The sequence below is a fragment of the Caldicellulosiruptor bescii DSM 6725 genome (genome assembly GCF_000022325.1).
Lineage (GTDB): Bacteria > Bacillota > Thermoanaerobacteria > Caldicellulosiruptorales > Caldicellulosiruptoraceae > Caldicellulosiruptor > Caldicellulosiruptor bescii.
Map to the genome: position 1 here is coordinate 154315 of NC_012034.1, position 13710 is coordinate 168024.

The 13710-nt window shown below is 34.6% G+C and carries 3 protein-coding genes, 3 pseudogenes and 2 CRISPR repeat arrays (1 of these 8 only partly in view); of the genes and pseudogenes, 4 read left to right on the forward strand and 2 right to left on the reverse strand.

Annotation, left to right across the window (positions count from 1 at the left end; translation table 11 throughout):
- Positions 1-6086: direct repeats of the CRISPR family, unit length 29 nt; unit sequence GTTTTATCTGAACTATGAGGGATGTAAAC (it extends 2661 nt beyond the left edge of the window).
- 191 nt (positions 6087-6277) lie between these two features.
- Positions 6278-7524 (reverse strand): annotated as a pseudogene (locus ATHE_RS00635) (IS110 family RNA-guided transposase).
- Between the two features lie 369 nt (positions 7525-7893).
- Here ATHE_RS00635 and istA point away from each other — a divergent pair.
- The 3 genes and pseudogenes from istA to ATHE_RS00650 all read left to right on the forward strand — a co-directional run.
- Positions 7894-9096 carry an IS21-like element ISCbe3 family transposase gene (gene istA / locus ATHE_RS00640; protein WP_013429593.1) on the forward strand — a complete coding sequence of 401 codons (1203 nt, stop codon included), beginning with the start codon at positions 7894-7896 and terminating at the stop codon, positions 9094-9096.
- Positions 9097-9116: 20 nt separating this feature from the next.
- Positions 9117-9881 carry an IS21-like element ISCbe3 family helper ATPase IstB gene (gene istB / locus ATHE_RS00645; RefSeq protein WP_015906766.1) on the forward strand — a complete coding sequence of 255 codons (765 nt, stop codon included), beginning with the start codon at positions 9117-9119 and terminating at the stop codon, positions 9879-9881.
- A 115-nt stretch (positions 9882-9996) separates the two neighbouring features.
- A CRISPR array of direct repeats spans positions 9997-11137; the repeat unit is 29 nt; unit sequence GTTTTATCTGAACTATGAGGGATGTAAAC.
- Between the two features lie 191 nt (positions 11138-11328).
- Positions 11329-11547, forward strand: a pseudogene (locus tag ATHE_RS00650) (IS110 family transposase); the annotation flags it as partial.
- Positions 11548-11554: 7 nt separating this feature from the next.
- On the opposite strand, the pseudogene ATHE_RS00655 reads toward ATHE_RS00650, so the two are convergent.
- Positions 11555-12799 (reverse strand): annotated as a pseudogene (locus ATHE_RS00655) (IS256 family transposase).
- 74 nt (positions 12800-12873) lie between these two features.
- Between ATHE_RS00655 and istB (ATHE_RS00660) the strand changes: the two are divergent.
- Positions 12874-13653: an IS21-like element ISCsa9 family helper ATPase IstB gene (gene istB, locus ATHE_RS00660; RefSeq protein ID WP_041726944.1), complete on the forward strand. Its 780-nt coding sequence runs from the start codon at positions 12874-12876 to the stop codon at positions 13651-13653.
- The last annotated feature ends 57 nt before the right edge of the window (positions 13654-13710 follow it).

Below are 13710 nucleotides of genomic sequence, written 5' to 3' on the forward strand. Positions count from 1 at the left end.
ATTTTTAGAAGGGGGAGTAGTGATGGTTTTATCTGAACTATGAGGGATGTAAACCTTGCTAAAACTGTAGTTTTTTTGCTTGTAGGTGACTGTTTTATCTGAACTATGAGGGATGTAAACCAGGTAGGATATTTCCCTTTGTATGCTGCAGGTTATAGTTTTATCTGAACTATGAGGGATGTAAACTTAATTCAAGCAGTTTTTTAGAATTCTGTTCAAGCGGTTTTATCTGAACTATGAGGGATGTAAACTTTATAGAAAGCGCTATCATATCGATTGCGTGCAAAGTTTTATCTGAACTATGAGGGATGTAAACGCAGTCTTTGTCAAAAACTTTTATAAACATCTTCATGTTTTATCTGAACTATGAGGGATGTAAACACGGCAACTGAAGCAAAAGCAAGATATGATGAGTATGTTTTATCTGAACTATGAGGGATGTAAACTTTTACTGTTTGATAATGTGCAAATATTCTGTATATGGTTTTATCTGAACTATGAGGGATGTAAACCGGAAAACAAATTTGTACTTCCAATCATTCTGCGGAGTTTTATCTGAACTATGAGGGATGTAAACCACAGATATTGTTGAACTTCTGGGAATTCTTTTGCTGTTTTATCTGAACTATGAGGGATGTAAACTCAGGTAAATTCGGAATTGTACCCATATCATAATCCGTTTTATCTGAACTATGAGGGATGTAAACGAAATATCCCTAAAACCATGTCAGAACTCTTCATTGGTTTTATCTGAACTATGAGGGATGTAAACCAAGAATCTTTATCTGCTCTAGTAGGAAGCTTTGCTGTTTTATCTGAACTATGAGGGATGTAAACCAAGAATCTTTATCTGCTCTAGTAGGAAGCTTTGCTGTTTTATCTGAACTATGAGGGATGTAAACGCTTTATCCGGGCAACTGGGATACTCAAACGATTGAAGTTTTATCTGAACTATGAGGGATGTAAACGCGAAAGTTTTGATTGATAAAGAAGGTACTTTATGGGTTTTATCTGAACTATGAGGGATGTAAACTGTTTCAATAATATTCGTTCCTGTCGTATCATAGTAAGTTTTATCTGAACTATGAGGGATGTAAACTCTATACCTTCTATTGAAATTAACATATTGTGACCTGTTTTATCTGAACTATGAGGGATGTAAACTGGTGGGTGGCATAATGATACTATAGTTACTGTTGAAGGTTTTATCTGAACTATGAGGGATGTAAACATTGCAAAGTGTAACGTTAGTTTAAAAATATGTGAATGTTTTATCTGAACTATGAGGGATGTAAACGGAGGTAAGACAGTTCAAGCTAGAAGACATTCAGGTAGTTTTATCTGAACTATGAGGGATGTAAACCTTTTTTCTTGCAATCTTCATATGTTGAGCTTTGGTAAGTTTTATCTGAACTATGAGGGATGTAAACCTTTTTTCTTGCAATCTTCATATGTTGAGCTTTGGTAAGTTTTATCTGAACTATGAGGGATGTAAACTTCGGACCAGTTGCCGAGCTGGAACGACATAGCAGAGTTTTATCTGAACTATGAGGGATGTAAACTAAGTTTTCTTGAATTCATTGCTTCACCACCTTTCTTGTTTTATCTGAACTATGAGGGATGTAAACAAACAAAGGAGATTCAGCAACAGATTGAAGTAGTAAGTTTTATCTGAACTATGAGGGATGTAAACGTGAAAGGCCGAAACAAACGTCAACGAATTGACCCTGGTTTTATCTGAACTATGAGGGATGTAAACCACTTTTGCTAAAACACCGTCAATGGTCAGGTAGCCGTTTTATCTGAACTATGAGGGATGTAAACGGTTTTCCCCAGAACAACAAACCGACATTCTTTTCTGTTTTATCTGAACTATGAGGGATGTAAACAATATGGGAAGAGGTAGGTACAGAGAAAATAATTAAGTTTTATCTGAACTATGAGGGATGTAAACAAAGGTTGGGTATTTACTTGGCTTGCCTTTAACGATAGTTTTATCTGAACTATGAGGGATGTAAACTGTGCTTATTCGTCGTCAACCTGATGTGCCTTCTAAGTTTTATCTGAACTATGAGGGATGTAAACTTTCTTTTTAGAAATATTAAAAATATGGATTGACTTGTTTTATCTGAACTATGAGGGATGTAAACTCAACCCATGGCTGAACCAATCGCTTACCAATAGCAGGTTTTATCTGAACTATGAGGGATGTAAACTAGACGCCCAAACATAATAAAGTGCTTCAGGTATTTCGTTTTATCTGAACTATGAGGGATGTAAACTATTCTGCCGAGTTCATGTTGTATCACCATCTGCTGGTTTTATCTGAACTATGAGGGATGTAAACTTCTTGTTCAGTTGCTACTATTCTTACTACATTACCTGTTTTATCTGAACTATGAGGGATGTAAACAAAAAGTTTGCAAGTTTAATTTTAATGTCATCAGGTGTTTTATCTGAACTATGAGGGATGTAAACAATATGGAATGGTCAGAGGGTATCAAGAGTATATTAGTTTTATCTGAACTATGAGGGATGTAAACTTTTTATACTAAAATTTTGCACAGAAATAGGGCAAAGTTTTATCTGAACTATGAGGGATGTAAACGAAATACAGCGCAATAATAACTATATCCTCTGCTTTTGTTTTATCTGAACTATGAGGGATGTAAACGATTTCTGATGGAAATCAGGATATTAGCCTCTGGCAGGTTTTATCTGAACTATGAGGGATGTAAACTTGAACTTGTATTTTAGATAATAAGTGTCTGTTGCATGTTTTATCTGAACTATGAGGGATGTAAACAAAGATATAAAAAAATTTAAAGACAAAGCATACTTCGTTTTATCTGAACTATGAGGGATGTAAACTGTTCAACCTACTTTCTTTTGTGAGTATATCTCTATTGTTTTATCTGAACTATGAGGGATGTAAACCAGAGCCTGCGGGGGAGGTCTGGAGGGGGAAAGCCTGTTTTATCTGAACTATGAGGGATGTAAACTCTTGAGTAGGTCCCATTATCTTTTCCCCAAAATCGTTTTATCTGAACTATGAGGGATGTAAACACCAAAAGTAATTCCTCATATTAATGTGTTTCACTTGTTTTATCTGAACTATGAGGGATGTAAACCGAAATCATGAACAGGATAAAAATAATTAATATAGCTGTTTTATCTGAACTATGAGGGATGTAAACTTTTTCAATTAATTTATCTTGGTCACCTAATTTATCGTTTTATCTGAACTATGAGGGATGTAAACGTCATTTACATTGAACTTTTTCAACCAGTCATTGGTGGTTTTATCTGAACTATGAGGGATGTAAACAGGAAAGTAGTTTTGTATGTGCTTCCTGCAGATGCAGTTTTATCTGAACTATGAGGGATGTAAACGATCTTATACGATTATAATTGAAAAAAAGTATAATAGTTTTATCTGAACTATGAGGGATGTAAACGTACTCTAAATATTCAGCTAATGACATTTCTGTATCAGTTTTATCTGAACTATGAGGGATGTAAACAAATGCAGCAAAGCAAGCTGACCTTGACGCCCACATGTTTTATCTGAACTATGAGGGATGTAAACTCTTCATGGAATCATATAAAAAAACAATATGTTGCAAGTTTTATCTGAACTATGAGGGATGTAAACGAAATCAAGAAAAAGCCAGCTTCTTTAATACAGCAGGTTTTATCTGAACTATGAGGGATGTAAACGCCGACCCAGATGGATATGGGCATCTGAATATGGCAGTTTTATCTGAACTATGAGGGATGTAAACTCTTTGTCTTTGTCTTGAATCAAAAGTTTTTTGATAGTTTTATCTGAACTATGAGGGATGTAAACGCAAAAACGCGAGCGGGTAATGTATTTGATACAGATTGTTTTATCTGAACTATGAGGGATGTAAACTACAGACCCAGTTAGTTACTTTAAAAAATTTGGCAAGGTTTTATCTGAACTATGAGGGATGTAAACAAGATTAGTTTCTATGTTCTGTTTGTTCAGCTTTCAGTTTTATCTGAACTATGAGGGTTGTAAACCACACTGAAAAAGAAATCAATACATAAAGATATAAATGTTTTATCTGAACTATGAGGGATGTAAACGTTGATGGTGTAACGTCAGTGACAAATTTGCAAGCGGTTTTATCTGAACTATGAGGGATGTAAACAAAGTGAAGGCGGTTCAAAAAGTATAACACAATTCAGTTTTATCTGAACTATGAGGGATGTAAACATTGAACGCAGAGGTGAAGGTGATGACTGGTATTATGGTTTTATCTGAACTATGAGGGATGTAAACAAGATTCAACTTCTACTAACACAAAATGCTCATAAAAGTTTTATCTGAACTATGAGGGATGTAAACACTACCGCCCGCTGACACTGGAGACTGGGGTGATAAGTTTTATCTGAACTATGAGGGATGTAAACTCTAAACCACCCGAACTAATTTGCTCTGAATAGCTAAGTTTTATCTGAACTATGAGGGATGTAAACATATACTGCTAAATAATAAAACCTTACGTACAACAGGTTTTATCTGAACTATGAGGGATGTAAACGTTGACGACAAAGGAAATATCAAAGTTGGTACAACTGTTTTATCTGAACTATGAGGGATGTAAACGATATTTTTGTTTGTTCTAGTTCATAACTATACCCATCGTTTTATCTGAACTATGAGGGATGTAAACTTTGAAAAGGAAGAAGGTGATAAAGGAGAAAAAACAGTTTTATCTGAACTATGAGGGATGTAAACAAAAGTTGTTGTTACACAAGAATTAGGCAGACAATACGTTTTATCTGAACTATGAGGGATGTAAACTCGAGTTTGTTGTTGACGACGACGGCACAGGGGAAAGTTTTATCTGAACTATGAGGGATGTAAACCTGGTAAGTATTAAAAGGGTAAGTCGTCATCGTTGCTTGGTTTTATCTGAACTATGAGGGATGTAAACCAGGATGGTATGGTCGATTTGGAAAAGATTAAAGACGTTTTATCTGAACTATGAGGGATGTAAACTTGTTTTGTTGCTTGTAAAGGCGTTGTAGAAATTCTGGTTTTATCTGAACTATGAGGGATGTAAACGCGGTTTTTTTACTATAAACTCTTGAAAAATTTTTAGTTTTATCTGAACTATGAGGGATGTAAACTTTTTAGTTGTTCGTTGGTGGTTTTATTTACACACACAGTTTTATCTGAACTATGAGGGATGTAAACACGTTGCCTGATGGGTCATACAAACTAATTGTGACTGTTTTATCTGAACTATGAGGGATGTAAACTTCTCTTTGCTACCCCATTGATAGTGCGGGCATTTCTCGTTTTATCTGAACTATGAGGGATGTAAACTTCTTTCATTACTTCATCAAGAGAAGAATGCATTGAAGTTTTATCTGAACTATGAGGGATGTAAACTATTCTTTCAAGCTCCGCCTGTACGTCCGTTACCCAGTTTTATCTGAACTATGAGGGATGTAAACTCAAGTTTTAAAAGCTGAGATTTAACAGAATCATTCAGTTTTATCTGAACTATGAGGGATGTAAACACAATGGTATATACAATATAAATCCGAATGCTTGCATGTTTTATCTGAACTATGAGGGATGTAAACAGGAGTAGGGATGTTATGTTTGGATAAGGGGTGTAGAGTTTTATCTGAACTATGAGGGATGTAAACCATAGTACCGTCTGATGCACCAGATTTGCCACATGTTGTTTTATCTGAACTATGAGGGATGTAAACAGGAATAATCTGTATTATTTCATTCCAGTCAACAAACGGTTTTATCTGAACTATGAGGGATGTAAACTTACATTGTCAAAAGTGGGTAAGCCACCCTTGGTAAGGTTTTATCTGAACTATGAGGGATGTAAACGTTAGATTTTTAATTGTTACCCAATCTCCTGCTGAGTTTTATCTGAACTATGAGGGATGTAAACGCCTTTCATTACAAGAAGGGAATTTGGTCTATGAATAGTTTTATCTGAACTATGAGGGATGTAAACCGTAAAGGTTGCGGTCTTTGATTGCGTGAAGCTCATCGTTTTATCTGAACTATGAGGGATGTAAACCTTCAACTGCATTTTCAATATAACCTTTTATCACAGTTTTATCTGTTAGCACGAAAATAGATTGCATTCAAAAATGATTTTGAACATAAACAATAGAAGATTCTCAATCATTTAATAAGAAAAAAAGACAATAACAAACTAACCGATGCTAAAAAGGCATCAGCTGGAATTATTATAAATTTAATCAAGATTTAAACTGATTGGGGGCTTATAACTTCTAAACCAAACTTTTTTGCTTCGCTGATAAGTCGATTAAAACGAATTATCTCTTGTTTCTTTCGAACTTCACTAAAAACTTTTTCATCATAGTCAGTGTCATTCTTAAGCATATTATAGATTATAACCAGTAATTTTCTAGCAAGAGCTACTATTGCTTTCTTTGCCCCTCGGCGCTGCTTTACTTTCCAATACCACGTAGCAAGGTATGAATCTCTTACGCGAGTTAGACTCCATGCAACTTCACACAGTATCCTCTTGATGTAGGTATTACCCTTTGTTACTCGAGTGGACTTTTTTTTCCTGCACTTTCATTATTGCCAGGACTTAATCCTGCCCATGAACAAATATGTTCTGCAGTTTTAAATTTGCTCATATCTATGCCAATTTCAGCAATTATTGCAGCAGCCGCCGTTTTATCTATACCTGGTATGCTATCCAATTGCTCAATCTGCCTTTTAAATTTTTCAAGTTCAAAATTAATATTTCCTTCTATTTCACTAAGATGTTCATATGTCTCATCTAAATGCTTAAGCAGAAGCCTTAAAAATTCACGCTGATGTCTGTTCATCCTGCCATTTACCGACAGTTTTATCTCTTGTAATTTATTGCGTGCTCTTGTTTTTACATAACTTTCAACTTCTTCTGCGGTTATACTGCCATGTTCTGCTATGTGGTTTATTATTGCTCTTCCAGATACACCAAATATATCTGTGAGAAAATTTGAAAGTTTAAAACCACAGCTTTGAAGATGGTTTTCAATGCGGTTTTTCTGTGATGATAGTTCTTCTATTATGCTTTTACGATATCTTGTAAGGTCTCTTAATTCTCTTATTGTTTGCGCTGGAATAAAACTCCCATTTAAAAGTCCTGCCCTCAAAAGAGTTGCAATTTATTTTGCATCTTTCATATCAGTCTTTTTGCCAGGAACATTTTTCATATGCCTTGCATTGGCAACTATAACTACCATAGTGCCGTCCAAAGCACTTTCCAAAATATTATAAACAGGTTGCCAGTAGACTCCTGTGCTTTCCATTGCAACATGACGGCAGTTTTCTGATTCAAGCCATGCTTTTAATTCTTCAAGCCCTGGCAGTAAAGTGGAAAATGTTCTTATTGTTTTTTGGGGTTTATCGTCATGGACAGAGCCTTTAAGCAAGCAGGCTACAACAGTTTCTTTGTGAACATCCAATCCACAACAAATCTCAAGTAAATCTTGCATATTATTATCTCCTATTCTGAATTTATTACAGGGATGATTACCTGAGAAAATAAGAAGTTTAGCACCCGTGCTGTTCCCATATCAGGATAATATGGGGCGACAATTGGCTGGGCTCAAAGGTAATCAGGTTAGGTTAATGATCGAGGTATTATATCCATCAACAATAAATCAACCTTTGCCCTGTTAACTTTAGTTTAACAAAAAACAAATCTTTTGCAACCTTTTCTTAAGTCTATTTTCATCAATGGTTGTGCTTTCCTAAGCATGATGGTTAATGATAAAATAAAAATGTACTGAAAGTGGAATATAATGATGTACAAAATTGTACATTGATATGATATCCTTTCTCATAGTGAAGAGGGATATCAAATGCAGAACTTAACAGCACATTTAAACATGATAAGGGCGATGAAAATGAAACCTAACTTTTCAGAACTTGCAAGAATATATGGGATGGATAGAAGAACAGTTAAAAAATATTATGAGGGTTATGAAGGAAAACCTAAGAATAGAAATAAACCAAGTAAATTGGACAAATACTATGATGAGATAAAATCAAAGCTTGCTATCAAAGGAGTTACAGTCAAGGGTGTTTATGAGTATTTAAAATCAAAAGATGAGACAATAGGAACATATTCAAACTTCAATAAGTATGTTAAGAAAAAAGGATTAAAGCCAGAGAAGAAAATAAAAGGTCACCCAAGATTTGAGACAGATCCAGGTGAGCAAGCGCAAGTTGATTGGAAAGAGAATATAAAGCTTGTCTCAAGAAATGGAGAGGAGTTTATCATTAATGTTCTTGATTTTAAATTAGGTTATTCAAGGTATTGCTGCTTTGAGATAAACAGGACAAAAACTCAAGAAGAATTAATAGAAACTCTAATAAGAATATTCAAAGATATAGGCGGAGTACCGAGAGAGATTTTATTTGACAATACAGCAGCAGTTGTTGATATAACAGGTGAGAAAATTAAAGTAAATTCAAGATTTAAAAGTTTTGCAAAAGACTTTGGGTTTGAAGTGAAACTGTGCAAACCAAGACATTCGTACACAAAAGGAAAAGTTGAAGCAGCAAACAAGTTCATAGATTGGATACTGCCATATCAGGGTGAATTTGAAACAGAAGAGGACTTAGTAAGGATAATAAAAGAGATAAACGCAAAGGTCAATATGCAGCCAAATCAAACAACCCAAGTTCCACCTGCTCTTCTGTTTCAAAAAGAAAAAGAGTATTTACAACCCTTGCCAGACAAAAGGTTAATAGACAGTTACCTAAATTCCTACAAGTCAGTTAAAGTCCAAAAGGACTCTCTGATTTACTACAAGGGAAGTAAATACTCTGTTCCACCCGAATACATAGGAAAGACAGTCCAAGTAAAGGAGGTGGAAAACAAAATTTATATTTATTATAACACAAACCTGTTAAGGATACATGTTATTGATGAAAAAAATATCAATTATCACGATGAAGATTACAAGCAGCTAATGCTAATGAGAGTTGGTCAAAGAGAAGAGCTTAACAAGATATGTGAGGAAAACCTAAAGAAATTTGATAATCTGTTGAAAACCTAAAGAAAGGAGAAAATCTAAAAATGAGCAACTATGTGAAACTACTTAACAACTTAGAAGAGTTAGGTCTTCACAACATAAAGAATAACCTTGACAAATACTTAGATTTAGTGGCAAGCGGAGAAAAAAGTATGACAGATGCATTATATGAACTTAGTAATTTAGAGATAAAAGCCAAAGAAGAAAGGGCGATATTAGGATGTGTGAGGGTGGCAAATTTCCCATTTATAAAAGGTATAGAAGATTTTGATTTTTCATTTCAGCCAAGTATAAACAAGCAACAGATAATGGACTTAATGAGTTTGAGATTTTTAGAGGGTAATGAAAATATACTATTTGTCGGAACACCAGGGGTAGGGAAAACGCATCTAGCCACAGCAATAGGTATAGAGTGTGCAAAACGAAGGTATTCAACATATTTTATACATTTTCAAGAGTTAATAGCCCAGCTAAAGAAAGTATTATTGGAGAACAGATTAGAGTACAGACTTAAGCATTTTTCGAAATACAAAGTTTTAATAATAGATGAGATAGGTTATTTGCCAATAGACAATGATGGAGCAAATTTATTTTTCCAGCTAATATCGAGCAGATATGAGAAGAGCAGTACAATAATAACAACTAATGTTGTATTCTCAGAATGGGGAGAGATATTTGGTGGAGCGACAATAGCAAATGCAATTTTAGATAGGCTACTGCATCATTCTTACGTGATTTTCATAAAAGGTCCTTCATACAGATTGCAGTCAAAAACAGCATATTTTAGCAATACAAACCAGCAAAGTTAAGTTTATTTTTTGTACATTTTTATTTTCGATTTTTTGTTCATTTTGATATTGACATTTACACTATGAGGGATGTAAACGTCATCTTTCATTTCAAACATTGAACGTTTTTTGTGACGTTTTATCTGAACTATGAGGGATGTAAACGTCATCTTTCATTTCAAACATTGAACGTTTTTTGTGACGTTTTATCTGAACTATGAGGGATGTAAACGTCCCAATCTTTTGTTATATTGTAAGTTGGTATAGGTTTTATCTGAACTATGAGGGATGTAAACTTTAAAATCATTATGATATGCTAAGGCATAGTAGATGGTTTTATCTGAACTATGAGGGATGTAAACGACATCTTTGTTAAAACTGTGGTAGACAGCGTTCGCAAGTTTTATCTGAACTATGAGGGATGTAAACTGAGGATTATGCGAGAAAAGTTGCTAAAGCAAGTTTGGTTTTATCTGAACTATGAGGGATGTAAACAAAAACATACTATACAATCAATAAGAATTTTTATCATGTTTTATCTGAACTATGAGGGATGTAAACCTTAAAGGGCTTGAAAACTTAACTGTTGCTCAGCAGGTTTTATCTGAACTATGAGGGATGTAAACAACATATCTTGCATACGCTTTTTTAGATTCACATCTTGTTTTATCTGAACTATGAGGGATGTAAACTTGAAGCTGTACAAAGAGAAATGAAAAGAAGAGCTCGTTTTATCTGAACTATGAGGGATGTAAACCTTCACAAGACATGTATCAAAATATTTACAACCTTGGTTTTATCTGAACTATGAGGGATGTAAACAATTCAAAAATGGATTATAGCAAAAATCAGCTTCAAGTTTTATCTGAACTATGAGGGATGTAAACGGCAAGAAGAATAAGGCAGGCAATACCTGTTTTGAGGTTTTATCTGAACTATGAGGGATGTAAACCGGGATTAAGATAGGCGTTCAAGCAAACACAACAGGGTTTTATCTGAACTATGAGGGATGTAAACATGAAAGAGCTGAAAGCAGATTTAATGAGCAAGAAAGGTTTTATCTGAACTATGAGGGATGTAAACGGCTCTGGTTTAAATTGAGAAATAAATCCATTGCCTGTTTTATCTGAACTATGAGGGATGTAAACGGTGAAATATTTAATAATGTGTTAGGATAAGGAACAGTTTTATCTAAACTATGAGGGATGTAAACAGTTTTTATCAAGAATTTTTTCTTTTGTTATGCTGGTTTTATCTGAACTATGAGGGATGTAAACTTGAATCTAACGCAGCAACGCCTCCGCTTTTTTGTATAGTTTTATCTGAACTATGAGCATTCCTGTAATGAACGAAAATGAGTGAAAATGAAGTGAAATGAGATTTGAAAAAGAAAAGGTACCTCCTGATAAAATATAGTTAAGTAAGTTCTAGAACTTACGAGAAATCATCACAAAAGGAGGTACCTACCTTGAAGTATACACAAAATGAGAAGATATTACAAGTCACAGAGAAAACATTAGTTGTAGGAGTAGATATAGCAAAGGAAAGGCATGTTGGCAGAGCATTTGATTTTAGAGGAGTGGAGCTTGGCAAGAGAATAGAGTTTGAGAATAGAAAAGAAGGTATGGAAAAATTTTTGGATTGGGCAAATAAGATAATGAAAGCAAATGGCAAAGAGAACGTGATGAGACTTGTCAAGAATTTTGTGTTTCCAATTTATAACGCAAATTGTAGAGTTGGGTTATGTTGTTAATGCATTTTCTAATGCTGGGAACTCCATTTTTCCATTTTGTACGGCGTAAGTTCTCTTCTTGTTAAGTAAATATTAATTTCTAAGACTTTGGCAGCCTTAAAAGTATCCACCTGAATTTACTTCTTACCTTTTCAATCATGCTGTTTACACGCAAGGCGGCGTCTGTAGCAAAGAATCTGCTTCCTTAATTCCTCAGGGTATTTCATATGAACAGAATAAAACTCTGCTTTTTCTGATATTGCAGCAATAAAATCGAGGATATTTTGAAAGGTATCCATTACAAAGTTCTTTAAATTTCAGTACAGCTTCGTCAAAATCGGAGGAAGAAATTCTAAGTCTGTCTAAACTCTTGTTAAAAGCTGAAAGCTTTATCCTTTGTCATATGTTTTCTGCTATTTCATTGGAGGTGGACAAAAGCAAGCTCAAGGTCAGCAAGAGGATAAGCAAGTTTGACAGCATCTATAATACCAGGGAAGTCATCACTTATGACAATTAGAATCTCTTTTAGCCCTCTTGTAATTAAGTCTTCAAAAACTTTCATCCAATCAGCCTTATTTTCTTTGCCGAAGAAAGTGTAGACACCGAAAATGTCTTTTTTACCTTTCTTGAGTCGATACCGAGGCTGGCATTGCAAGTAGCTTGTTTAACCTTAGAATTGTCCTTAACTTCACTTCTGAATAACCATCGATGATGAGAGCAAAAGCACTTGTTGGTAGTTCTCTTTGTTTGAATAACTGAAGCTCATTTTTAAGGTCTTCTTTGATTTTTAGTATTTCATTTTCGGAATATGGAAGATTCAAAGCTTTCAAAGTCTGGACAAGGGAACGCTCAAGAATAACCATTGATGTACTTGCGACATAAGAAGGGAAGTAGATAAGCTATCAACTCTTTTGTAGCGGAAAGAAGAGGATAGAAGGTCGGAAATTCTAAGGGCGTGTGCGAGGGACAGAGATTTCAAGACGTTAGGCAGGTGTTGCAAGTTTTCTTTCATAGAAGCCATTGCCTTTGTCGTTTTCGTTTTTAGCAAGGTAAACAGTTCTTTCTGATAACATAAAGCAATCGAGCAAGTTTTACTTTTAGCTGTTTTAGAGCTGGGCGAGTAGGATCATCACAGGAAGCAATACATATTTAGCACTTGTTCGATAGCCATATTTTTAGCGGTCTCAAAAATTTCATTTTTCTCCATAATCGTGAACCCCCTTTGGTGATTATTTCAATACTCATTATACAGTGGACACAATTTTATTTTAACTCCCTCTTTTGTTGGGGAAGCTAAAGGATTTGAAATTATCTGGGATAATAAAGAGTTTTGATTTAAGGGTAGAGGAAGCTATTAAGAATAACTTTTCGTATCAAGAGTTTTTTGAGATATTGATAAATGATGAAGTGAGTAACAGGAGAATAAACAGTAATCAAAAGAGGATAAGCAAAGCGAGGTTTCCATGGCACAAGACATTAGAAGAATACAATTTTAGTTATCAGCCTTCAATTAATAAGAGGTTTATATACAATTTGGCGACCTGTGAATTTGTCCGCAAGAAAGAAAATGTGGCCTTCATAGGACCGCCAGGAACGGGAAAAACACATCTTGCAATAGCGATAGGACTTAAAGCCGTAGCACTTGGATATAGAGTTTTGTTTACCACAGCAAATGAGATGTTAGAAGAGTTGTATATTTCAAGAGCGGATAATTCGTATCAACAAAAGTTAAAAAACTATGTTAATGTGGATTTGTTAATAATAGATGAGCTGGGCTTAAGGAAATTTAATCAAAGCAGTGTAGATGATTTTTATGAGATAATATCAAAGAGGTATGAGAGAGGATCGATAATAATAACTACAAACAAGGTATTTGAAGAGTGGCCGACGATATTTTATGATCCAGTTTTAGCGACAGCGATTTTAGATAGATTTGTACATCACTGTCATTTTGTAGTTATCAAAGGTGAAAGTTATAGGATGAAGCAAAGGGAGGGTGCTATAAAAGCTTTAACAGATGATTCCAAGAATGAGTCAAATCAGTTAAATAATGATAATTAAATTTTTTTGAAAACAGGTGGGGAAAAAAAGTTATCAAAAGTGGGGAAAAGGTATTGA

What these genes read in the sequence shown, in the direction of transcription:
- istA (WP_013429593.1), top strand. Translation starts at nt 7,894, where the DNA reads ATGCAGAACTTAACAGCACATTTAAACATGATAAGGGCGATGAAAATG.
- istB (WP_015906766.1), top strand. Translation starts at nt 9,117, where the DNA reads ATGAGCAACTATGTGAAACTACTTAACAACTTAGAAGAGTTAGGTCTT.